Raw genomic sequence first — 22013 nt, 5'->3', positions numbered from 1 at the left:
GTATGCGCAGCCCGCCCGTGGACGGGCTGCGTCGAAGTTGCGATCCTGCTGCGCTTACGTAGCGGCCTTGATCTTTTCTGCGGCCTCGGGGGTGACCCAGGCTTCCCACAGGTCGCCGTTTTCTTCGAGGAAGTGGCGGGCGCCGTCTTCGCCGGTCGCCTGATTGTCCGTCATCCACGCCATCAGCGCGTTGACCGTGTTATTGTGCCAGCCGCGTTTGGACAGGTAATCCTTGACCTCTTGCGGGGCGCGTGCGGAAAAATCGCTGGTGATGACGGTCTGGACATCGTCGATCGGCCAGGCGTTCTTTTTCGGGTCCGGGCACTCGGCAACGGAAGTGCAGCGCTTCCATTCGGCGTCGTCATATTCCGCGCCGAAATCCAGCATGACCATTTCATATTTGCCCAGCAGGGCGGTCGGTGCCCAGTAATAGCCGACCCAGCCCTGTTCGCGTTCATATGCCCGCGCGACCGAGCCATCCAGACCCGCGGCCGAACCCGTATCGACCAGCGCGCAGCCTTTGGCTTCGGCGTCATAGGCCTTGTAAAGCTGTGCGGTGACGACCGTGCCGCCCCAGCCCGCCGGGCCGTTGTAGATCGCCCCCTTGCAGCTGTCCTCGGGGTCGGGGAACAGTTCGGGATGGGCCAGCATGTCGTCGATGGTCTTGATGTCGGGGTTGGCGTCGGCGATGTATTTCGGGATCCACCAGCCCTGTTGGCCGCCATCCAGCAGCGATTTGCCCAGCAGTTCGATCTTGCCGGCTTCGACGCCGCCATTGATGACTTCGGGGACAAGGCCGGTCCAGCCTTCGGGGGCGACATCGGGCTGGCCCTTTTCCACCATCGAGGTCAGCGACGGCACCGTGTCGCCGACGATGATTTCAGGCGAACAGCCATAGCCGTTTTCCAGGATGAAGGCGTCGAGATTGGCCAGAACCTCGGCGCTTTGCCAGTTCATGCTGACCAGGCTGACATTGCCGCATTCGTCCTGCGCAAAGGCGGTCTGTGTGATCAGGGACAGGCCGATGGCGCATGAGCTTGCCAGTAGTTTTTTCATGGTTTCTCCCGGTTTCGTTTATATGCGGCGGATTGTCCGCTCGCGATTGGGCCGGCAGGTCTGCCGACCCCGCAAAAAGCGGACCGCCCCGCTGCCAGAATGACGATGCATCCTGTCACAGTCAGGGACGGAAAGCGGCATGACCTTGGGCCATGGTGCATTTCAACATCCTTGCAGGCGACAACGCATCCTAAAACGACCAAATTTCGCCGTTATGCGTCATTTACCAAAAGGACGGCAGAATCGCAATGATATGAGACGAAAACGACAAGAAATGCCGAAAAGCGACCAGTCCGGTCGCTCGGCAATAAGTCGTAGGCGCAGTTACGCCGCCTGTTTTATCAGCAAGCGCGACGGGGCGATCTGCAGATGGATCCGGGATCCGGGCTCTGGCACGGGGTCGTCGCCGCCGTTGAACAGCACGAAACTGACCGGCGTGTCGTCGATCTGTGCCGCGACGCTGATCAGCGCGCCCAGGAATTCGACCTTGGTGACCTGCGCGGCAATGCCGGTCGCGGCCAGACGGAATGCCTCGGGGCGGGCGGAGAGGGTGACGCGGCCTGCGGGCAGGGGCTGGCCCAGGGTGATTTCGGAACCGCCGATGCGGATATGGCCGGTTTCGGGGTCCAGCACATCTGCCGTCAGCCGGTTCAGCGTGCCGACGAAACCGGCGACGAATTCGGTCGAGGGGCGGTTGTAGATGTCCTGCGGGGCGGCGATCTGGTCGGCGACGCCCTGATGCATGACGACGATGCGGTCGGAAATCGCCATCGCCTCTTCCTGATCGTGGGTGACGAAGATCGTGGTGATGCCCAGTTGCTGCTGGATTTCGCGGATCTGGTTGCGCAGGGACACCCGGACCTTGGCATCCAGCGCCGACAGCGGTTCATCCAGCAGCAGCATCTGCGGCTTCGGCGCCAGCGCGCGGGCCAGCGCGACGCGCTGTTGCTGGCCGCCCGACAGTTGCCACGGATAGCGGTCGCCCAGATCGGGCAGGCCGATCAGCGCCAGCATGTCGGCGATGCGCGGATTGCGTTCGGATTTCGGCACGCCCGCGACCTTCAGCCCGAAACCGACATTCTGCGCCACGGTCAGGTTCGGAAACAGGGCATAGGACTGGAACACCATGCCGACATTGCGCTGGTTGGCGCGCAGCCGGGTGATGTCCTTGCCGTCAACGCTGATCCTGCCGCTGGTCGGCGCCTCGAACCCCGCGACCATGCGCAGCACCGTCGTCTTGCCGCAGCCCGACGGTCCCAACAGCGAAATGAATTCGCCCTTGGCGACGTTCAGGTTGAAATCCTTGACGACGCGGGTGTCGCCAAAGCTTTTTTCCAGGTTCTGCAGTTCCAGAAAGCTCATTTTCCTGCCCTTCCGACCCGTGTGATGCGCGTGACAAGGCTCAGCAGCCCCATGCAGGCCCAGGTGATGGCGAATGCGATCACGGCCAGCGCGGCGGGTTCATAGGCGCGGTTGGCGCCAAGGATTTGCATGTAAGGCCCGAAGGCCGGACGGTTCAGCAGCGATGCCATGGTGAATTCGCCGATGACGATGGCGAATGACAAAAACGCCCCCGACATCACCGCGCCAAAGACATTGGGCAGGATCAGCCGCCCGATGATCGTGACCCAGCTTGCGCCAAGGCTTTGCGCGGCTTCGGTCAGGCTGCGCACGTCGATGGTGGACAGGCCGGTATCGACGGCGCGGTAGGTATAGGGCAGGGCCAGCATGACATAGCCGAACATCAACAGGATGTTCGTGCCCATCGTCGTCCCCGTCATCGGCAAAAACGACGATGTGTTGAACAGCCGGATATAGCCGAACACCACGACAATCGCCGGGATGACCAGTGGCAGCAGCGTGATGAATTCGATCACCGGCCGCCAGCGCGGCAGGCGCAGCCGCACCCAATAGGCGGTGGGCACGACGATCAGGATGCCGACGACGATGGTCGCCAGCGCCATGATCACCGAATAGCCAAGCGTCTGCTGGAAACGCGGATCCTCCAGCACGGAACGATAGGCGTCCAGCGAATATTCCCCGCGCCGCATCCGCAGCGAGAATTCCAGCGTGCCGATCAGCGGCAGAAAGAAATACAGGCCGCCGACGATCAGGGCGGTCCATGACCAGAAACGCCTGAACCCGTTGCCGGATTTCGGCCTTGGGCCGCCGCGTCGCTGCAGGCGTTTCAGACTGAGTCTGCGGCGGAGGGTGGACAGCAGGAAGCTCATCGCATCCACCTTTCCGCGCGGGTGCGCAGGATGATGTAGACGAGGTTCGCGGCCCCCGTGACCACGATCATGCCAAAGGCCATGGCATAGCCCAGATGCGGGTCTTGCAGCACGTCGCCGCGGATCTGGGCATACAGCATGATCGGCACGATCGACAGCGTTGATCCGGTCAGCGCATAGGCCGTGGCGATGGCGCCGAAGCTGTTGGCGAACAGCAGCGCGAAGGTGCCCAGCAGGGACGGGAACAGCACCGGCAGCGCGACCATGCGCCAGTATTGCCAGCCGGAGGCGCCCAGAACCTCGGCCGCCTCGCGCCATTCCTTTTTCAGCCCGTCCAGCGCCGGGGTAATGATCAGCACCATCAGGGGGATCTGAAAGAACAGATAGGTCAGGGTCAGGCCCCAGAAGGACAGCAGGTTGAATCCCATCGCATAGATATTGATGCCGAACCAGTCGCGCAGCAGCATCGTCACCAGCCCGACCCGGCCAAGCGTCGCGATGAAGGCGAATGCCAGCGGCACCCCCGCGAAATTCGAGGCGACGCCCGAGAAGGTCGTGATTGGACCACGCAGCCATTTCGGCAGCCCGCCGTGGACCATCGCCGCCGCGATGGCAAAGCCGATCAGGCAGCCCAGCAGGGCCGAGGCGGCGGAAATCTGGATCGACAGGATGAAACTGGACATGATCCGGGGGCTGAACAGCCCCTGCACATTGGCCAGGGTAAACCCGCCTCCGGGCGTGCGAAATGCGCCGATGACGATGTTCATCGTCGGCAGCATCAGGAACAGCAGGGCAAAGGCCAGAAAGGGCACGACCCCCAACCAGTTCCACCCGAATTTCTGGCTCATGCTTTTGCCCGTTAGCTGGTCCTGCCGAAAACCGGCAGGACCGTTGCGTTCACATCAGGATTATTCCGCGACAGCCGCGCCGACAACGGAATCCCACTGTTCCGTCACGACTTTCTTGTTGGCGTCCTGCTGTTCCAGCGTCGGGAAAACCGCCTTGGCATACATGTCCGCCGGGGGCAGCGCGTCCAGCAGTTCCTGCGGGACCTTGCCCTGTTCGACCAGATCGTTGAAGCGGATCGGGTGGCAATAGCCTTCCAGCCACTTCAGCTGGCCTTCGTCGGAATACAGGTATTCCATCCACAGTTTCGCGGCATTCGGATGCGGCGCATGGGCCGAAATCGCCTGCGCGTAGACGCCCGCGACGACGCCGTCCTCGGGGATGACGACCTCGACCGGGGGGTTGCCGTTCAGGCTGTCGCGCCACGCGAGCAGGTTGTAGTCCCAGGCCGCGACGATGGGCGTCGCCCCCTGCGCGATGGTGGCCGATTTGCCGATGACCGGGACAAAGTTCCGGGCGTCGTTGATCTGCTTGAACAGTTCCAGCGATTTCTGGCCCGAGGCCTCGCCCGGTTCGCCGCCATTGGCGATGCCTGCGGCCAGCATCGACATGATCGCCTGCGCCGAGGCGCGCGGATCGCCGGCCAGCGCAAAGGCATTGGCATATTCCGGGTTGGTCAGGTCGGTCCATTTGGTCGGGATCGTTTCGACCAGATCGGTGTTCACGCCAAAGGCCATGACGCCGTAATAGTCGCCATACCAATAGCCCTCGGCATCCTTGGCATCGTCGGGAATCGAATCCCATGTCGCGACCTTGTAGGGCTGGATCAGCCCTTCGTCCTTGGCAGCGGGGCCAAAGGGCAGGCCCACGTCGATCACGTCGGGCGCCTGCGGGCCGGTGTTGCCCTTGTTGGCGCGGATCGCCTCCAGCTCATCGGCCGAACCTGCGTCGGGGTTCAGTTCGTTGATCTTGATGTCGGGATACTTGGCCTTGAAGCCTTCGATCACGCCGCCATAGTTGCACCAGTCATGGGGCAGGGCGATCGTGGTCAGCATGCCTTCCTTTTTCGCGGCTTCTTCCAGCGCGGCCAGATCATCGGCCGCGGCAAGGCTGCCCGAGGCGATCAGCAGGGCCATCGCCCCCGATGTGCATTTCAGGATATTCATCTTCCTCATCCTTGTAAGGTGTCCCCGGCTTATGTGACGGTGGACGGCTGGCATGAGTTAAACATGGCTCATGACAAAGTTGTAAAGGAAATTGGCGGGTTGGCTGTCGTGGCGTCACATTCTGCGCGAAGGGTGCCGTTGTCTTTGCCGCTGTCCCGCCTGCGGGAAGGGGCGTGATGGGCTTTCTGGTTGTCGTGGCATTTGCGGCGCTGCTGGCCGTGATCGCGGCATCCCCGCTGATCGTGGGATATCTGCTGTATCGCCCGCTGTTCCGACTGATTCATCACGCCGAGCCGGGTCTGGTCGTCCATTTCCCAAGCGCGGCCTTTGCCGCGCAGATGTTGTTCGCAACAGCCGTTTTCTGTGGGGTCGTTCTGGGTTTTTACGTCCACGGCGCACGCAGATGGCGCCGGGCGACCCCGGCGCAGCGCAGGCGCGCGTTCAGGCACAGTGACATGGACCGGGCAAGGCGTGTCTCGCGGATTTTCATGACGGTTGCCGTGCTGTCGGGCGTGGGCATGGTCTGGTCGCTGCGCCCGCGCCTGGTGCTGACCGATGAGACCCTGACCGTCGTCAGCCTGATGTCCGAACGAAGCGTTGCATATGAGCGGATCACCGAAGTCAGGGTCAGGACGCGAAGCTTTCGCGGTGGATTGACCTACAACCTGCAACTGGCCGCCCGGGGCGAAGCTGTCGTTGGGATCGACACCTCGCCAGCCATTGTCGCGTGGGTCGTCGCCGTGCTGCCGGGGCCAGTGGATTGCCTTTTCCAGCTTGAGCCTGCGGGCGCGGTCCGGGCGCGGGACGCGCTGAAACAGGCGATGGATGCGACATCGAACCGCCGGGGATTGCGGGCCGACAAGGCCTGTCGGGTCGAAAGGCGCTGAGGGGTCATTACCCCTCCCAGCTTTCCCGCCGGATCATCTGGTCCAGCGGCAGGCGCTGCGCCCAGCCTTTGGCCTGCAGCTCGGGTTCGGTGTAAAGTTCGCGGACATGGCCCAGGCACAGATAGGCCACCGGCACGACATGGTCGGGCAGGCGCAGGACCCTTCGCAGGTCGCTGTCGCGAAAGATGCTGACCCAACCCACGCCGACGCCTTCGGCGCGGGCGGCCAGCCACAGGTTCTGGACCGCGCAGACCGTCGAAAACAGATCGGTGTCGCGGTTGTGGGTGCGGCCCAGCACGACATCGCCCCCGCGCGCGCGGTCGCAGGTGATGCAGATGTTCAGGGGCGCATCCGTGATCCCTTGCAGTTTCAGCGTCGAATACAGCGCGCGCCTTTCGCCGTGGAACATCGCCTGCGCCTCGTCATTGGCGGCCTGAAAGGCGGCGCGGATGCGGGCGCGGGTGTCCGCCTGCCGGATCAGGATGAAATCCCAGGGCTGCATCAGCCCGACCGAGGGCGCGGCATGGGCCGCCTGCAACAGCCGCATCACCAGCGCGTCATCCAGCGGATCGGGCAGGAACTGGCTGCGCACGTCGCGGCGCGAGTGGATGGCGCGATAGACGGCGGCGCGTTCGGCGTCGGTAAAGGCGGCAGCGGGCCCGAGTTTATCCTGCCCCTGCGGATCGGATGGTTGCATGACGTTTCCCCCCCTTCAAACTGGTCCCCGTCAAATTGGCGACCCGGTCATCATCCGCATGGCAAGGCCCGTGTCGTCTGGCCGGACTTCTGATCTGGCATCATCCCGGTCGCGGCGCCTTTTCGGCCAAGGCCCGTGGCATCCTGCCGCCCCGGTTCGCGTTACAGCGTTGGGCATGTCGCGGATTTGCGCCGCATTCCCGATCCTGCCCCGGCGGGGGGGCAGCAGGCACGATCAGGGGTAGCGAAAGCGGGCCGGGCGCGCAATGGCCCGGCCCTCGTGTCATCAGGCTCTGGCGTCGTCTGGCCCGTCGCTCAGGCCGGATCGCGGCGCAGGGCGGGCAGGCCGACGCCGGTGGCGTCAAAGCCGCCGTCCACCGCCAGCGTCCGCCCGGTGACGAAGCTGGCCTTGTCCGAGCACAGGATACACGATCGTCCTCGGCGATCTCGCGCGCCTCGCCATAGCGGTTCAGGGGAATGGCGTCGTAATAGGCGCTGATGATCTCCGGGCGCATGCACCGCCATGGCCAGCTTGGTCCGGACCGGGCCGGGGGCCACGCAATTGACGCGGATGCCCCGCTCGCCCAGTTCGGCGGCGCATTGCTTGGTCAGGTGGATGACGGCGGCCTTGGACGTGCCATAGGCCACCCGCAGCGTCGAGGCGCGCAGCCCGGAAATCGAGGCGATGTTGACGATGGCGCCGCGCGTCTTGGCCAGTTCCTCGGTCGCGGCCTGCGTGCACAGGAACACGCCGTCCAGGTTCGTCGCCATCACTTCGCGCCATTGCTCGAAACTGGTCTGGCCGACCGTCGAGAACAGCGCGACGCCCGCGTTGTTCACCAGCGCATCGACGCGGCCAAAGCGTTCGACGGTCTTGCCGGATCACGCCATCGACCGCCTGCGGGTCGGAGATGTCGCGCCTCGATCGGCAGCACGTTTTCGATGTGATCGCAGGCGCGGTGCAGTTCTTCGGTGTCGCGGTCGACGACGGCGACGCGCCAGCCCTGTTCCAGAAAAATCTCGGTCGCGGCCAGACCGATGCCGCGACACCCCGGTGACGATGGCGGTTTTATTCATAGATATGCCTCTTGCGGTTCGATGATCAGTTCCAGCGTCACGCCGACCGGGTTGTCCCCGCGCGTCAGCATGCCGGTTGCGATATTGCCGTCGATGTCCACGACCTCGATGCGGATCAGAGCCTGCCCCTCGGTGATGCGCGCCCCGTCCAGACGCAGTTCGGTGGCGTGGCAATCCATGCGGTGGCCTTCGGCGAAACGGATGTGGTCGATGCTGCCGACACCGTAGACGCGGCCGTTCCGGATGCCGAAACGCAGGGCCAGCGCCTCAATCGCGGTCACGACTATCTTCGCCGGGCAGAAGGCGGACGAACAGCCCGCTGCCTGCGCCCTCGCCCTTTGGGGTGAACAGGGTGAATGCGGTCTCATCATCGGGCAGGGCCTCGAACCGGGTATCCGGGGCGCCGATGCCGCGCACTTCGGCGTCCTGGGCGATGACGCTGTCAAAGGGCAGCAGATGGCCCATTTCGGGATCGCCGCCGCCCGACCAGATGCCGTGGCAATGCAGGAACGGCGCGCCGTCTTTCCACCCCACCGTCGCGGTCGAGCTGCGGATCGTCCAGCGGCCTTCGGGCGCATGCGTCGCGGAATACCACGCGCCATGCAGCCCGTCGGTCGCGGGGGCGGGCGGCCACGCAAACGCATCAGTTCCAGCACGACCCCGTCCAGCCACAGGATGCCGCCCTTGCAACCGGCCTGCGCGAAAATATCGCCCACGGCCTGCATCACGGTCTGGCCTGCGGGCGTGATGCCGGTGAGCTTGCGCAGCGCCGCGCGCCGGGCCTGCACGCGCAGGGCGGCGCGCGGGCCGGGGTGGATCATGCGGGTCATGCCGGTGCCGCCTGCGGCGTCAGGCCGCGCGCCTCCAGTTCCTGCCGGATCATTTTCTTGGTGATCTTGCCATAGGCCGATTTCGGCAGCGCGTCCCAGAACAGGAAACCGTTTCGGCATCTTGTAGCGCGACAGCTTCCCGTCAAGGAAAGCGGCCAGTTCGTCCTCGGTCACGTGGGCATGGGCGACGCAGACCGCCCAACCGATTTCGCCCCACAGGGGATCGGGCAGGCCCAGCACCGCGACCTCGGAAATCGCGGGATGGGTCAGGATCTTTTCCTCGATCTCGCGCGGGTAGACGTTCGAGCCGCCGGAAATGAACATGTCGCTTTCGCGCCCGGTGATATACAGGAACCCCGCATCGTCCATATGGCCCAGATCGCCGGTGCGAAACCAGCCGTCGCGAAAGGATTTCCGGTTCGCTTCCGGGTTCTGGTAATAGCCCGCGAAAACCGCCGGGCCGATGACGCAGATTTCGCCGGTCTGGCCGGGGGGCAGTTCGCGGCCCTGATCGTCTCTGGACCTGAACCTCGATCCCCGTGCGGGCATGGCCGCAGGTGCCGATACGGACCTGCGGGCCGTCGCCCGCGTCATGCAGATGGGCGGGCAGGACGGTGATATTGCCGGTGACCTCGCCCAGACCGAAATATTGCACGATGACCTTGCCAAGCGTGTTCAGCGCCTTTTGCTGGTCCACCCGATACATCGGCGCGCCCGCATAGATGACATAGCGCAGGGACGAATGATCCGCCGTCGCGGTCGAGGGATGTTCGACCAGAAGTTTCAGGATCGTCGGGACGGTGAACATGGTCGACACGCGCCATTCGGCGATCAGCCCCCAGACCTGTTCCACGTCGAAACGCTCGGACGGCAGCAGGATGGTTTTCACCCCCGCGCGACCTGCGTCAGTTGATGCACCCCGCGCCATGCGACAAGGGCGCGACGACCAGCGAGGCATCATCGCCGGTCAGCCCCGGCATCAGATCGGCCAGATGGTTGGTCACCACGAATGCCATCTGCCCATGCGTCAGCACGCTGGCCTTGGGCCGCCCCGTGGTCCCCGAGGTAAAGAAGAACCAGCAGGGATCGTCGCGGTCCACCACCGCGACCTGCGGCGTCTCACCCATGTTCCGGGCGGTGATGTCCTGAACCGAAGGCGCAAAATCCGCCGCGTCAAAGGCGATTAGCGTCACGCCCTGACAGGCCGCGGCGTGGTCGGGAAAGGCCGCGTTGCAAAACATCAGCGTGGCGCCGGATGCTTCGGTCAGATAGGCGACCTCTTCGGGGGTCTGGCGGAAGTTGGCGGGCACCCAGACCCCACCCGCGCGCCAGACCGCGAACATGGCCTGCATCATTTCCAGACAGTTCTGGGACTGACACATCACCCGGTCGCCCTTTTGCAGGCCGAAACGGGTTTGCAGGGCATGGGCCAGCGCATCGGTGCGGGCGTCGAATTCGGCCCATGTCCAGCGGCTGTCGCCCATGACCAGCGCCACGCCGTCCGGGTCGCGGCGCGCGGATTGGGTCAGCAGGGTCGCAAGGTTCATCACCCGCGTCGAAACCGGGGTGATGCCGCCTTTGGGATCGGTCATCTTTCGCGCTCCAGAATGGAACAATAGCCGGCGACGGCGGCGCCGCCCATGTTGAGGACCCCGCCAAGCGCCGCACCGGGGACCTGCATCGCGCCCGCTTCGCCCGCAAGCTGCATGGCGACCACGACATGCTGCGACACGCCGGTCGCGCCGATGGGATGGCCGCGCGATTTCAGCCCGCCCGAAGGGTTGACGGGCAGCGCGCCGTCGAAACGGGTCACGCCGTCGCGGATGACGCGCCAGCCCTGACCGGGTTCGGCAAGGCCCATGGCTTCGTATTCGATCATCTCGGCGGTGGTGAAACAGTCATGGGTTTCGACCAGATCAAGGTCGCGGATGCCCAGACCCGCCTGTTCCAGCGCCAGCGCCCACGCCCGGCGCGGGCCGTCAAAGGCGATGGGGTCGCGCCGCGACAGGGCCAGATAATCGCCGGTCTGCGCGCGCGCGCGGAAACGGATCGCGCGGGCCAGCCCGGCGGCGGTTTCCGCATCCGCCGGGACCAGCGCCGCCGCCCCGTCCGACACCAGCGAGCAATCCGTGCGCCGCAACGGCCCCGCCACCCGCGGGTTCTTGTCCGAAGGCGTGTTGCAGAAATCCAGATCAAAGAGCTTTTGCATATGTGCAAGCGGGTTGCGCATGCCGTTTTCGTGGTTCTTGGCCGCGATCATCGCCAGTTCGGTCGAGCGGTCGCCGTGGCGCTGGAAATAATTTTCGGTGATGCGGCCAAAGACGCCCGCGAAACCGCCGGGGATATCGCCTTCCTCGGCATGGTAGCTGGCCGACAGCAGGATGTCGCCGACCTGATCGCCGGGCGTGGCCGACATCTTTTCGGCACCGATGACCAGCGCCACCCGCCCGCGACCGGATGCGGTGAAATCCGCCGCCGCATAGATCGCGGCGGACCCGGCGGCGCAGGCGTTTTCCGTGCGCAGGAACGGCACGCCATGCAGTTCGGGCGTGCCCATGGCGACCAGCGCGCCCTGAAAATCCTGCCGCGAAAAGCCGTTGTTGAAGACGCCGGTGAAAATGCCATCGACCTGCGCGGGCGCGATCCCGGCATGGTCCAGCGCGGGCAGGGCGACCTCTGCCATCAGGGTTTGGGTGTCGGGGGCGGCGGATTTGCCGAATTTCGTATGCGCCCATCCGACGATGAGGGGGTCGGCCATGTCGTGCTCCTTACGGTTCGGTTTGGGGTTCGGGACGGGACAGGCGGGACAGGCTGTCCTGAATGATGCGGACCTCGCGATGCAGGGCGGCGACCAGCGCGGGCTGGCGGTCGGGACGCATGCGGTTTTCGATCGCGGCCAGCGACAGCGCGCCCGCCGGGCGGCCATCGGGCCAGCGGATCGCCACGCCAAGCCCCCAGGACCCCGGCACGATGCGTCCCGGGTTCAGCGCATGGCCGGCCTTGGCGGGCGCGGTTTTCGTCATGGATCAGGTCGGGCATCAGATCGCCGACTCCAGGGGCAGCGATGCGGCGGCGCACTGCGTCGGATTCGGCCACGGGCAGGGCGGCCAGAATGGCCAGCGCGCCGGCGCCCATGCCCATCGGCTTGCGGTCGCCGCGCACCAGCGCATGGGTGCGTAGATGTGGTACAGGCGCCCTCGATGCGTTCAAGGCAAAGCGTGTGGTCGTCCTGCGGCACGGTCAGCAGCACGGTATCGCCGGTTTCCGCCGCCAGCCTGTTCATCGAATCGCGGGCATGGGTCAGGATGCCGTGGCGTTCGGCGGCGAATGTCCCCAGCAGATAGGTTTCCGGGCCAAGGTGATAGCGCCGCGTGGCGATATCCTGTTCGACCAGCCGCGCCGCGCCTAGCGCCAGCAGCAGCCGCCGCGCGGTCGAGCGTGTCACGCCCGCCGCCTGCGCCAGTTCGGCCAGCCCAAGGCCCGCATCCCCGCCGCGCCCGACCAACGACAGCAGCGACAGCGCCCGCCCAACGGCCTGCGACCCCCCCGCGCGTTCCGGTTTCAAACCGTGCGCGGGGGGCGGCGTTGCAGGCGAAAGGGCGGGCGCGCGCATCTGCGTCAGGCCAGATTGCGGCCGATGGCGGTTTCCAGAATGGCCCATGCATCTTCGCCATAGGTGTCTTTCCACTGGGCGTAGAAACCGGCCTCGCGCAGCTTGTCCTCGAACAGCTTGGGATCGACGTCGTTAAAGACGAAACCTTCGGATTCCAGTTCGCCCTTCAGCGTGGCGTTCAGCGCCATGACATCGGCGCGCTGCTGATCGGCCGAGGCGTTGAAGTTCTTCGCGACGATCTGCTGCATGTCTTCGGGCAGGGCGTTCCATGCGCGGCGGTTGCCAAGCAGCCAGAAACCGTCCCACATGTGGCTGGTCATCGACAGGCCAGGCGGCTGGACCTCCCACATCTTGGCGACCTTCATGATCGCAAGCGGGTTTTCCTGACCATCGACGATGCCGGTCTGCAGCGCGGTATAGACCTCGGCAAAGTTGATCGAGGCCGGGGCCGAACCAAAGGCCGCATAAAGCGAGGTCCAGAGCGGGCTGACCGGCACGCGGATCTTGAACCCTTCCAGATCGGCGGGGGTCACGATGGGCTTGGTCGAAGAAGTCGTCTGGCGGAAGCCGTTGTCCCAGATCTTGTCCATGACGACCAGACCGGCGTTTTCGATCTGGCCGCGCGCATAGGCGCCCAGCTCGCCGTCCATCGCCTGCCACACGGCGTCGTAATCGGTAAAGGCATAGCCGATGCCGCTGATCGAGGCATTCGGGACCAGCGTCGACAGGATCACCGGCGAAAGCTGGAAGAATTCGACCCCGCCCGAACGCAACTGGCCCAGCACGTCGGTATCCGCGCCCAACTGGTTCGAGGGGAAGATCTGGATATCGACCGCGCCCGAGCTTTCTTCCAGAATCCGCGCGACCGCTTCGGTCAGGCGGATGTTGCTGGGATGCTCCATCGGCTGGTTGTTGGCGATCTTGTAGCTGAAATCGGCCGCGCGGGCCGTGTCCGGCCGGATGAAGGGCGCGGCCAACGCGCCGGCGGCGGCGCCCAGCAGGATGTTGCGGCGGGTGATGGTCATGTCTTCTCCTCCCGAAAGTTCGTTTGTTTGGTGGTCGTGATTGATTACAGAAGCGCGGTCGAAAACCACGGCACGGCGGCAATCGCCAGCAGGCCGACCAGCAGCGCGGCCAGATAGGACCAGATCTTGCGCATGACCTGATCGGCCGGGACATTGGCGATCTTGCAGGCGATATAGAAACCGATGCCGATGGGCGGCGCCATCAGGCCGATGTTCATCGCGGTGACGATGACCATGGAATAGTGGATATCATGGATGCCCAGACTGCGCGAGATCGGGAACATGATCAGGGCCAGCAGCACGATGGCGGGCAGCCCATCGAGCAAGCAGCCCAGCACCAGAAAGATGACGATGGACGCCAGCATGAAGGTGATCCAGCCGCCCGGCAGCGCCGTGACGATATTCATCAGGTCGCGGGCAAAGCCGGATTGCGTCAGCGCCCGTGGCCGCCGATGCCGCGCCCAGTATCAGCAGGATCGCGCCCGACATGGCGGCGGTTTCGACCAGCATCGTGCCCAGCTTGCGCATCGGAATGCCGCCATACAGCACGACCCCGATGACAAAGGCATAGACGACGGCGATGGTCGACACCTCGGTCGCGGTGGCGACGCCGCCCGCGACAAGGCTGCGGATCATGAAGGGCAGGACCAGCGCCGGGATCGCGATCAGGGCGACCTTGCCGATACAGGGCAGGGTGGCGCGCTGGACGCCGGACATGTCTTCGTTGCGGGCCTTCCAGCGGGCCAGGATCGCCAGCATGACCAGCAGCACCATGGCGATGGCAAAGCCGCTGGTGAACAGCCCGGCGATGGACACGCCCGCGACCGAACCCAGCACGATCAGCACGATGGACGGCGGCACGGTATCGGCCATCGCCGCCCCGGTCGCCAGCAGCGCGGTCATTTCGGAGGGCGAATGGCCCTGGCGGCGCATTTCGGGAAACAGTGCGGGTGCGACCGTCGCCATATCCGACACTTTCGACCCCGAAATCCCCGACACAAGGAACATCGAGCCCAGCAGGACATAGCTCATCCCCGCCTTGACGTGACCCAGAAGTGAGGCAAGGAAATTCACGATGGCCTTGCCCATCCCCGTCGCGTCAAGGATGCAGCCCAGCAGGACAAAGACCGGCACCGACAGCAGGATCAGCGACGACATGCCTTCGTCGATGCGGCCCATCATCACGAAGATCGGCGAATGGCTGGCGAATGTCAGATAGGCCAGCGTGCCAAGCGCAAAGCAGAAGGCGATGGGCACGCCGATGACCAGCAGGACCGCGACCAGCAGGCCCAGCCAGATCGGCAGGTTCCAGTTGCCGATCGACAGCATCGTCGGGCGCAGATACCACATCAGGGCGACCGCGATCCCGGTCACGATCAGCGTCCCGGCGATTGTCCCCCATGCCTTGGTGCGGATCACCGCGATCAGCGACAGAAACGCCATCAGCCCGATCCGACCGGAATCGCCGAGGCCCGCCACGACATCGGCAGCCCAAGCGCGGGCGAGGTGACATAGCGCTCCTCATAGGCGTATTCGACGGCGACGGGCAGCAGGCGCAGCAGCAGGATGCAGACCATGACCTGGCCCGCGACCTCGACGATCCGCGCCAGTTTTTCGGGCAGCAGCGGCGGGACCACGGTCAGGCGCATGTGTTCGTGGCGGTCGACCGCCAGCGCGGCGCCCAGCATGGCCATCCAGATAAAGCTGATCGAGGCGACCTCATCCCCCCAGATCAGCGGTTTCGCCAGCACATAGCGGAAAAAGACATTGGCCAGAACCATGCAGATCATGACGACCAGCAGGCCGGCGGCAAGGATCTCTATCGGGCGCATCCAGGGTTCGGCGCGCTTGGGTTCGGTCGTGGCCTCGATCCCGCCAAGCGCCAGTTCGGCCCCCGACTCGATGTCGATGGGTTGCATGTTCATCCTCCCGCCTGGTGGCGCGGCCCTCCTCGACCGTCACCCGCTCCACATCGTGGAGCGTTTAATCCTCTGCCGGATCGGGATTTCCCGGATTTCCAGCATGGAATGCAAGCAAAAACGACAGCGCCCGGCGCATTTCCGTGCAGATGGTGGAACTCATTGGATTTTTCATTCCACATTATGGCGCGATCCGGGAATGCCCTTTCGGTTCAATGCTGTCGCCTGTCACAAACTGGGATATTCTGGCACAAGGCGGCGCCCCCGCCATTGACCGAAGCCCACCAAGGAAAGAGCCGCCATGTCCCAAGAAATGCTGGAAAAACGCATCGCACAGGCGCAGGGGCGCGAACCGGCTGGTCTGGTCCTGAAAGGCGGGCGGGTCTTTGATCTGGTCACGGGTGCGATGCTGGACGGCGATGTCGCGATCTGCGGCGACCGCATCGTCGGGACCTGCGGCAGCTATCGCGGCCAGCGCGAAATCGACGTGACCGGGCTGGTGCTGGTGCCGGGTTTCATCGACACCCATCTGCATGTCGAAAGCAGCCTGCTGACCCCGCAGGAGTTCGACCGCTGCGTGACCCCGCGCGGCATCACCACGGCGATCTGCGACCCGCATGAGATCGCCAATGTCATCGGCGTCGATGGCATCCGCTGGTTTCAGCAGGCATCCGATGCCGTGCTGATGGACCTGCGCGTGCAACTGTCATCCTGCGTGCCCTCGACTGATATGGAAACCTCAGGCGCGCGGATCGAGGCGGAGGACCTGCGCCCCCTGATCGGCCATCCTTCGGGGATCGGGCTGGCGGAATTCATGAATTATCCCGGCGTCATTCAATGCGACCCCGGCCCGATGGCGAAACTGGCGCTGTTTCAGGGCGGCCATATCGACGGCCATTGCCCGCAACTGACCGGCCATGACCTGAACGCCTGTATCGCCGCCGGCATCCGCACTGAACACGAGGCGACGACCGCGACCGAGGCGCTGGAAAAGCTGCGCAAGGGGATGCGGGTGCTGATCCGCGAAGGCTCGGTCAGCAAGGATCTGGACGCGCTGCAACCGGTGCTGAGCGATGCGACCAGCGCCTATATCTGCCTGTGCACCGACGACCGGAACCCGCTGGATATCGCCGAACACGGGCATCTGGACTATATGCTGCGGCGGCTGATCGCGCTTGGCACCTCGCCATTGGCGGCCTATCGCGCGGCGTCCTTGTCTGCGGCAGAGGCGTTCGGGCTGAAGGATCGCGGGCTGATCGCGCCGGGGCTGCGCGCCGATATCGTGGCGCTTGGTTCGCTGGCCGGTTGCGACGCGCGGCTGGTGATCTGCGGCGGGCGGGTGGTCGATGACGCGGCTTTTGCGGCACTGCCCGCGATGGGTGACATCGGGCGCAATTCGGTCAAGGCGCCGCGCGTCACGGCGCGGGATTTCCGCGCGACCGGCAATCGCAGCGAAACCGATGTTGTGGGGATCATCCCGGGCAAGATCATCACCGAACATCTGCGCCATGACATCCCCATCCGCGACGGTGACAAGGCGCCGGATCCCGAACGCGACCTGATGCGCATCGCGGTGGTCGAACGCCACGGCAAGAACGGCAATATCGCGACGGGTTTCGTGCAGGGTTTCGGGCTGAAGGCGGGGGCCATCGCCTCGACCGTCTGTCACGACCATCACAATATCATCGCGGTGGGGGCCGATTACGGCGATATGGCGCTGGCCGCAGATCGCCTGACCGAAATCGAGGGCGGCTTTGTCGTTGCCCGCGACGGCGAAATTCTGGCCGAACTCGCGCTGCCCATCGCCGGGCTGATGAGCCTGCTGAGCTACGAGGACGTTCGCGAAAAGCTGGTTGCCCTGCGCGCCGCCGCCCGCAGCCTTGGCGTCGAACTGGAAGAACCGTTCCTGCAACTGGCCTTTCTGGCCCTGCCGGTCATTCCCGCGCTGAAGATCACCGACCGCGGCATGGTCGATGTCACCAGATTCGAGATCATTCCGGGCTAGCGCCATCCCCCGGCAGCGCCTGTTCCCGCATCAGCCCAAGCGGCGCGTCGATCAGCGCGACATGGTCCAGATTGGCGAAATGGTGCTGCCCGTCGTCATGCAGCAGCCGCAGGTAACAGGCGCGGGCGATGGCCGCGCGTTCCTGTTCCAGCGATGCGATAACGGCGGCATTCGCGCAATTCATCGGCAGCGCATCCTGGCGCCCATCGGCAAAGATCACGGCCAGGCGGCGGGCCTGCGTCGCGATCTGGTCGCCAAGCCGCGCGATTGCCGATTCGCATTCGCGGCGCAGGGTGTCGGGCAGATCGGCTTGCGGCCAGCGGCACAGCGCCTCTTGCACGGGGCAGGGCAGGTATTCGGGGATCGGGTGCCGGTCGCTGTGGGCCAGCATCCGCAGCGTGGTCAGATGCAGCGGGTTGATAAAGATCCGGCGCCCGTCCAGCGTCGCCGTGACCAGCCATTCGGTCGTCGTCGCGGCGCCGCCCTGTCCCGGATCGCGCGCGGCCAGATCGGCGCTCAGCGCATCCAGAGCGCCCCGGGCGATGGGATGGGACCGGCTGTGGCCCGGAAATTCCAGCGTCAGCGTGCCAAAGGGGCGGTCATCGGGCAGGGCGGCAGCGGTGCGGCGGGCCGGGCGGCGCGCGGGTCCGGTTTCGCCCAGAATGGCGGCGATGCTGCTGTCCAGCGCGACGGCCAGCGCGCGCAGCTGCGCGATGCTGACCTGCGATTTTCCGGTTTCCCAACGCGCGACCGTCTGCTGCGTCGTGCCGATCCGTTCCGCAAGCGCCGCCTGACTAAGGCCGCGTTCCAGCCTGAGCGATCTGAGATTCAACCTGACCTCCACACCACATAAAACACGCAGGGGATGTAGAGTGCGGCAGACCAATCAGTCAAATAATTGATTTATCCATATCGTATAAAATTATTCCGGATGGTCGGATCCAGCCGTGGAACAGATCCGCAGCCGGGTTCCCCAATCGGCGCACAGCCCTTTGATCCGGGCGGGCAGGGGGCGGTCGGTGAAAAGCGTGTCGATTTCCGACAGGCTGGCGATTCGCGCGGGGGCAGAACGGCCGACCTTGGAATGGTCGGTCACGACAAAGGCGCGGCGCGACTGGCGCAGGATGGCGCGGCTGACGCGGACCTCGGCCAGATCATAGTCCAGCAGGTCGCCGTCCTGATCCAGCCCGGACGTGCCGATGACCGCGAAATCGACCTTGAACTGTTCGATGAACTGGGTGGTCATTTCACCCACGATGCCCCCGTCCGAACGCCGCAGGGCGCCGCCCGCCACCATGATTTCGCAGCCCGGATTGGCCAGCAGGATATTGGCGACGTTCATGTTGTTGGTGACGACGGTGATGTTCTGGTGGTTGACCAGCGCATGGGCCACCGCCTCGGTCGAGGTGCCAGGGTTCAGGATCATCGACGAATTGTCGGCGATTTCCGCCGCGCAGGCGGCGGCGATGGCGGCCTTTGCCTCGGCATTCATGCGGCGGCGCGATCTGTAGCCCAGATTGACGACGCCGGTGCGCGGCACGGCGCCGCCGTGGACGCGATCGACCAGACCCGCCTCGGCCAGATCGCCCAGATCGCGGCGGATGGTCTGCAGCGTCACGTCGAAACGCTGCGCCAGATCATCGACATGCACCCGGCCGTCATGCCGGGCCAGTTCCAGAATTTCGCTTTGCCGGATGCTGAGTGCCACGCGCTTTTCCCTCGCTGTGATCCGGCCTAGCGCCGCCCGTCCGCCGCACCGCTTCGCGGGGCAAAAAGCGATCATGCACCAGAACATATCGCCTTGCCAAGTTTCGTTGCGATGCAGAAATTGCTGCATTGCCGCGTGATAATCTTCGTTTTGGAAAAAATCGCACATAAACGAAAATAGTGATTGACCGGTTGCGCAAAGCCGCTACTGCTTTGGTATGACGGGCCGGGGAACGGACGACGTGGGTCAGCAGGACGGTATCAGCGACATCTTTGTGATCGGCGGCGGCATCAACGGCTGCGGCATCGCGCGGGACGCGGCGGGCCGTGGCCTGTCGGTGGTGCTGGCCGAAATGGGCGATCTGGCGCAGGGGACCTCGTCGGCCTCGACCAAGCTGTTTCACGGCGGGCTGCGCTATCTGGAATATTTCGAATTCCGGCTGGTGCGCGAGGCGTTGCAGGAACGCGAAACCCTGCTGCGCGCCATGCCCCATATCAGCTGGCCGATGCGGTTCGTGCTGCCCTATTCGCCGGATATGCGGTTCGAAAACGACACGCCGACATCGCGGTTGCTGGGCCGTGTCATGCCCTGGATGAAGGGGCGCAGGCCCGCGTGGCTGATCCGGTTTGGCCTGTTTCTCTATGACCATCTGGGCGGTCGCCAGATCCTGCCCGGCACGCGGCGCGTCGATCTGGACAGCGATGTCGTCGGCAAGGCGCTGCGCCCCGGCTTTCACACCGCCTGGGAATATTCCGATTGCTGGGTGCAGGATTCGCGCCTTGTCGTGCTGAACGCCCGCGATGCAGAGGCGCGGGGCGCGCGCATCCTGACCCGCACGCGGGTGGTTTCGGCCGAACGCATCGGCGACCTGTGGGAAATCGTGACCGAGGGGCAGGGCGGTCGCCGGCAGCACCGCGCCCGCGCGCTGGTCAATGCGGGCGGCCCCTCGGTCAAGGACGTGCTGCGCGATGTCGCCCATCTCGACACGACCGAAGGCGTGCGTCTGGTGCGCGGCAGCCATATCGTCACCCGCAAGCTGTATGACCACGACCGCTGTTATTTCTTTCAGGGCACGGACGGGCGCATCATCTTTGCGATCCCCTATGAGCAGGACTTCACCCTGATCGGCACCACCGACAAGGACCACCGGGGCACGCCTGAACAGGCGCATTGCTCGGATGAGGAACGCGATTACCTGTGCCGCTTCGCCTCGGGTTATTTCCGCCAGCCGGTGACGGCGCAGGACGTGGTCTGGAGCTATTCCGGCGTGCGGCCGCTGTATGATGACGGCGCCAGTTCGGCCACGGCGGCGACGCGGGAATATGTCCTGCGGCTGGATCGGGACGGGGCGCCCCTGCTGAATGTCTTTGGCGGCAAGATCACCACCTATCGCCGTCTGGCCGAACATGCGCTGGAAAAGCTGCTGCCCTGTTTCCCGCAGGCTGGCGGCGAATGGACGGCGGGCGTGGCGCTGCCCGGCGGCGATTTCCCGGTCGATGGCGCGGGCGCGCTGGCCGCGCACTTGCGGGCGGCGCATCAGTTCCTGACGCCCGCGCAGGCGCAGCGCCTGATCCGCGCCTATGGCACCGATGCCGCGCGCATTCTGGCCGGGGCGCAGACCGCCGCCGATCTGGGCCGCGATTTCGGCGCCGGTCTGACCGAGGCCGAGGTGCGCTGGCTGATGACCCGCGAATACGCCCTGACCGCCGAGGATGTGGTCTGGCGGCGCACGCGGCTGGGGTTGCATCTGGATGCGGCCCGGATCGCCGCGCTGGGTGATTTCATGCAGGCTGAATCGGGCGCGGGGAGCGCGCCACAGAACAGCTTGCCACAGGCCGAGAGGAGGCCGGGGAGGAGGGGCATGACACTGGAATTGCAAGGCGTCTCGCGCGTGGTGGGCGGCAGGGTGCATATTCACCCGACCGATCTGCGGCTGCAAGAGGGGACGATGAACGTCCTGCTGGGGCCGACCCTCGCGGGCAAGACCAGCCTGATGCGGCTGATGGCCGGGCTGGACCAGCCGACGACCGGGCGCATCCTGTGGAATGGTCCGGATGTCACCGGCCAGCGCGTGCAGGACCGGGGCGTTGCCATGGTCTATCAGCAGTTCATCAACTATCCCGGCCTTTCGGTTTACGAAAACATCGCCTCTCCGCTGCGGATCATGGGGGTCGCGCGCGAGGATATCGACCGCCGCGTCCGCGACACCGCCGAAATGCTGCGCCTGACCCCGATGCTGGCCCGCAAGCCGCTGGAACTGTCGGGCGGCCAGCAGCAGCGTTGCGCGCTGGCCCGTGCGCTGGTCAAGGACGCCGGGCTGGTCCTGCTGGACGAGCCGCTGGCCAATCTGGACTACAAGCTGCGCGAGGAATTACGCATCGAAATCCCCCGCATCTTTGAAACCTCGGGCGCGATTTTCGTCTATGCCACCACCGAACCCGAAGAGGCGCTGTTGCTGGGCGGCCAGACCGCGACGATGTGGGAAGGCCGCGTCACCCAGTTCGGCCCGACGCCGCGCGTCTATCGCAACCCCGGCGATGCGATCACCGCCCGCGTCTTCAGCGATCCGCCGATGAATTTCGCGCCGCTGCGGATGGGCGCACGGCAGCGTGCAGATCGGCGCGGCACTCCGCGGTCGCCACCGGATGGCCGCTTGCCCGATCTGCCCGATGGCGCCTATACCGCCGGTTTCCGCGCCAATCACCTGCGGCAGCGCGCACCCCATGACCGCGCCTTGCCCTTTGTCTGCCGGGTGATCGGGACGGAAATCACCGGCTCGGAAACATTCCCGCATCTGGAACATGGGGCGGATCGTTGGGTCGGGCTGGTCCATGGCGTCCACGATCTGGAACCGGGCAGCGATGTGACGGTCTGGGTCGATCCGCAGCATCTGTATCTGTTCGACGGCGCGGGCGCGCTTGCCGCCACCGCCGCCTATGCAAGGGCGGCCTGAC

General features: G+C 65.1%; 20 protein-coding genes, 3 pseudogenes and 1 riboswitch. Of the genes and pseudogenes, 5 read left to right on the top strand and 18 right to left on the bottom strand.

Annotated elements, in window-relative coordinates; translation table 11 throughout:
- Positions 1–54: 54 nt before the first annotated feature.
- The 5 genes from PE067_RS01025 to PE067_RS01005 all read right to left on the bottom strand — a co-directional run bounded on the left by PE067_RS01025 (position 55) and on the right by PE067_RS01005 (position 5299).
- The gene (locus PE067_RS01025; protein WP_276187428.1) at positions 55–1056 is read right to left on the bottom strand and encodes an ABC transporter substrate-binding protein; all 1002 of its coding nucleotides are present in this window, start codon (positions 1054–1056) and stop codon (positions 55–57) included.
- A 324-nt stretch (positions 1057–1380) separates the two neighbouring features.
- Entirely contained in the window at positions 1381–2418 is a 1038-nt protein-coding gene (locus tag PE067_RS01020; protein ID WP_276187427.1) for an ABC transporter ATP-binding protein, read from the bottom strand.
- Entirely contained in the window at positions 2415–3287 is an 873-nt protein-coding gene (locus tag PE067_RS01015) for an ABC transporter permease (RefSeq protein ID WP_276187426.1), read from the bottom strand. Before PE067_RS01015 ends, PE067_RS01020 begins: the two co-directional genes overlap by 4 nt.
- Positions 3284–4135 (bottom strand): ABC transporter permease subunit, encoded by an 852-nt coding sequence (locus PE067_RS01010; RefSeq protein ID WP_276187425.1) that lies wholly within the window; start codon positions 4133–4135, stop codon positions 3284–3286. Before PE067_RS01010 ends, PE067_RS01015 begins: the two co-directional genes overlap by 4 nt.
- 60 nt (positions 4136–4195) lie before the next feature.
- Complete coding sequence (locus PE067_RS01005; RefSeq protein WP_276187424.1) at positions 4196–5299, bottom strand: ABC transporter substrate-binding protein; 1104 nt, start codon at positions 5297–5299, stop codon at positions 4196–4198.
- Positions 5300–5475: 176 nt separating this feature from the next.
- Here PE067_RS01005 and PE067_RS01000 point away from each other — a divergent pair, with 176 nt between their 5' ends.
- Complete coding sequence (locus tag PE067_RS01000) at positions 5476–6186, top strand: hypothetical protein (RefSeq protein WP_276187423.1); 711 nt, start codon at positions 5476–5478, stop codon at positions 6184–6186.
- Positions 6187–6193: 7 nt separating this feature from the next.
- Here the strand turns inward: PE067_RS01000 and bluB are convergent, their stop codons facing one another.
- Positions 6194–6883: a 5,6-dimethylbenzimidazole synthase gene (bluB, locus tag PE067_RS00995; protein ID WP_276187422.1), complete on the bottom strand. Its 690-nt coding sequence runs from the start codon at positions 6881–6883 to the stop codon at positions 6194–6196.
- A gap of 61 nt (positions 6884–6944) precedes the next feature.
- Positions 6945–7127, bottom strand: a riboswitch (cobalamin riboswitch).
- 70 nt (positions 7128–7197) lie between these two features.
- The gene (locus PE067_RS00990; protein ID WP_276187421.1) at positions 7198–7722 is read right to left on the bottom strand and encodes an SDR family oxidoreductase; all 525 of its coding nucleotides are present in this window, start codon (positions 7720–7722) and stop codon (positions 7198–7200) included.
- Positions 7723–7793: 71 nt separating this feature from the next.
- On the opposite strand from PE067_RS00990, the gene PE067_RS00985 reads away from it, so the two are divergent.
- Positions 7794–7940, top strand: coding sequence for a hypothetical protein (locus PE067_RS00985; RefSeq protein ID WP_276187420.1), 147 nt, complete (start codon positions 7794–7796; stop codon positions 7938–7940).
- 15 nt (positions 7941–7955) lie between these two features.
- Here the strand turns inward: PE067_RS00985 and PE067_RS00980 are convergent, their stop codons facing one another.
- The 9 genes and pseudogenes from PE067_RS00980 to PE067_RS00935 all read right to left on the bottom strand — a co-directional run bounded on the left by PE067_RS00980 (position 7956) and on the right by PE067_RS00935 (position 15346).
- On the bottom strand, positions 7956–9338 hold the full coding sequence (locus tag PE067_RS00980; protein ID WP_276187419.1) for an AMP-binding protein: 1383 nt from the start codon (positions 9336–9338) through the stop codon (positions 7956–7958).
- A 28-nt stretch (positions 9339–9366) separates the two neighbouring features.
- Positions 9367–9717 (bottom strand): annotated as a pseudogene (locus PE067_RS00975) (AMP-binding protein); the annotation flags it as partial.
- Positions 9695–10381 (bottom strand): AMP-binding protein, encoded by a 687-nt coding sequence (locus tag PE067_RS00970; protein ID WP_276187418.1) that lies wholly within the window; start codon positions 10379–10381, stop codon positions 9695–9697. The pseudogene PE067_RS00975 and the gene PE067_RS00970, both read right to left, overlap by 23 nt.
- On the bottom strand, positions 10378–11547 hold the full coding sequence (locus PE067_RS00965; protein ID WP_276187417.1) for an acetyl-CoA acetyltransferase: 1170 nt from the start codon (positions 11545–11547) through the stop codon (positions 10378–10380). Before PE067_RS00965 ends, PE067_RS00970 begins: the two co-directional genes overlap by 4 nt.
- Before the next feature lie 10 nt (positions 11548–11557).
- Entirely contained in the window at positions 11558–11812 is a 255-nt protein-coding gene (locus tag PE067_RS00960) for a hypothetical protein (RefSeq protein ID WP_276187416.1), read from the bottom strand.
- Positions 11809–12402 (bottom strand): helix-turn-helix domain-containing protein, encoded by a 594-nt coding sequence (locus PE067_RS00955; RefSeq protein ID WP_276187415.1) that lies wholly within the window; start codon positions 12400–12402, stop codon positions 11809–11811. Before PE067_RS00955 ends, PE067_RS00960 begins: the two co-directional genes overlap by 4 nt.
- Before the next feature lie 5 nt (positions 12403–12407).
- Positions 12408–13427, bottom strand: a complete 1020-nt coding sequence (locus PE067_RS00950) for a TRAP transporter substrate-binding protein (protein WP_276187414.1) — start codon at positions 13425–13427, stop codon at positions 12408–12410.
- 44 nt (positions 13428–13471) lie between these two features.
- Positions 13472–14756 (bottom strand): annotated as a pseudogene (locus tag PE067_RS21705) (TRAP transporter large permease).
- A 113-nt stretch (positions 14757–14869) separates the two neighbouring features.
- Positions 14870–15346: a TRAP transporter small permease gene (locus tag PE067_RS00935; RefSeq protein WP_276187412.1), complete on the bottom strand. Its 477-nt coding sequence runs from the start codon at positions 15344–15346 to the stop codon at positions 14870–14872.
- 301 nt (positions 15347–15647) lie between these two features.
- Between PE067_RS00935 and ade the strand changes: the two genes are divergently transcribed.
- Positions 15648–17351, top strand: coding sequence for an adenine deaminase (gene ade / locus PE067_RS00930; RefSeq protein WP_276187411.1), 1704 nt, complete (start codon positions 15648–15650; stop codon positions 17349–17351).
- Here ade and PE067_RS00925 read toward each other — a convergent pair.
- Together PE067_RS00925 and PE067_RS00920 are read right to left on the bottom strand one after the other, a co-directional pair.
- Entirely contained in the window at positions 17338–18183 is an 846-nt protein-coding gene (locus PE067_RS00925) for a helix-turn-helix transcriptional regulator (protein WP_276187410.1), read from the bottom strand. The genes ade and PE067_RS00925 overlap by 14 nt on opposite strands.
- Before the next feature lie 90 nt (positions 18184–18273).
- A complete protein-coding gene (locus PE067_RS00920) occupies positions 18274–19059 on the bottom strand; it encodes a DeoR/GlpR family DNA-binding transcription regulator (protein WP_276187409.1) in 786 nt (261 codons plus the stop codon).
- 217 nt (positions 19060–19276) lie between these two features.
- On the opposite strand from PE067_RS00920, the pseudogene glpD reads away from it, so the two are divergent.
- Both glpD and PE067_RS00910 read left to right on the top strand, forming a co-directional pair.
- Positions 19277–20848, top strand: a pseudogene (gene glpD / locus PE067_RS00915) (glycerol-3-phosphate dehydrogenase); the annotation flags it as partial.
- Positions 20843–22012 (top strand): ABC transporter ATP-binding protein, encoded by a 1170-nt coding sequence (locus PE067_RS00910; protein WP_346429646.1) that lies wholly within the window; start codon positions 20843–20845, stop codon positions 22010–22012. The pseudogene glpD and the gene PE067_RS00910, both read left to right, overlap by 6 nt.
- Position 22013: the final 1 nt, after the last annotated feature.

Source organism: Paracoccus sp. DMF-8 (genome assembly GCF_029309835.1).
Lineage (GTDB): Bacteria > Pseudomonadota > Alphaproteobacteria > Rhodobacterales > Rhodobacteraceae > Paracoccus.
Note: the sequence above shows the minus strand (reverse complement) of the source record. Positions and strands in the feature narration are given on the sequence as shown.

Coding starts and splice junctions, on each gene's coding strand:
- PE067_RS00980 (WP_276187419.1), bottom strand. CDS start 9,338: ATGCCCGCACGGGGATCGAGGTTCAGGTCCAGAGACGATCAGGGCCGC.
- ade (WP_276187411.1), top strand. CDS start 15,648: ATGTCCCAAGAAATGCTGGAAAAACGCATCGCACAGGCGCAGGGGCGC.
- PE067_RS00985 (WP_276187420.1), top strand. CDS start 7,794: ATGTCGCGCCTCGATCGGCAGCACGTTTTCGATGTGATCGCAGGCGCG.
- PE067_RS00910 (WP_346429646.1), top strand. CDS start 20,843: ATGCAGGCTGAATCGGGCGCGGGGAGCGCGCCACAGAACAGCTTGCCA.
- PE067_RS01000 (WP_276187423.1), top strand. CDS start 5,476: ATGGGCTTTCTGGTTGTCGTGGCATTTGCGGCGCTGCTGGCCGTGATC.
- PE067_RS00970 (WP_276187418.1), bottom strand. CDS start 10,381: ATGACCGATCCCAAAGGCGGCATCACCCCGGTTTCGACGCGGGTGATG.
- PE067_RS00955 (WP_276187415.1), bottom strand. CDS start 12,402: ATGCGCGCGCCCGCCCTTTCGCCTGCAACGCCGCCCCCCGCGCACGGT.
- PE067_RS01010 (WP_276187425.1), bottom strand. CDS start 4,135: ATGAGCCAGAAATTCGGGTGGAACTGGTTGGGGGTCGTGCCCTTTCTG.
- bluB (WP_276187422.1), bottom strand. CDS start 6,883: ATGCAACCATCCGATCCGCAGGGGCAGGATAAACTCGGGCCCGCTGCC.
- PE067_RS00935 (WP_276187412.1), bottom strand. CDS start 15,346: ATGCAACCCATCGACATCGAGTCGGGGGCCGAACTGGCGCTTGGCGGG.
- PE067_RS00950 (WP_276187414.1), bottom strand. CDS start 13,427: ATGACCATCACCCGCCGCAACATCCTGCTGGGCGCCGCCGCCGGCGCG.
- PE067_RS01020 (WP_276187427.1), bottom strand. CDS start 2,418: ATGAGCTTTCTGGAACTGCAGAACCTGGAAAAAAGCTTTGGCGACACC.
- PE067_RS01015 (WP_276187426.1), bottom strand. CDS start 3,287: ATGAGCTTCCTGCTGTCCACCCTCCGCCGCAGACTCAGTCTGAAACGC.
- PE067_RS00965 (WP_276187417.1), bottom strand. CDS start 11,547: ATGGCCGACCCCCTCATCGTCGGATGGGCGCATACGAAATTCGGCAAA.
- PE067_RS00960 (WP_276187416.1), bottom strand. CDS start 11,812: ATGACGAAAACCGCGCCCGCCAAGGCCGGCCATGCGCTGAACCCGGGA.
- PE067_RS01025 (WP_276187428.1), bottom strand. CDS start 1,056: ATGAAAAAACTACTGGCAAGCTCATGCGCCATCGGCCTGTCCCTGATC.
- PE067_RS01005 (WP_276187424.1), bottom strand. CDS start 5,299: ATGAATATCCTGAAATGCACATCGGGGGCGATGGCCCTGCTGATCGCC.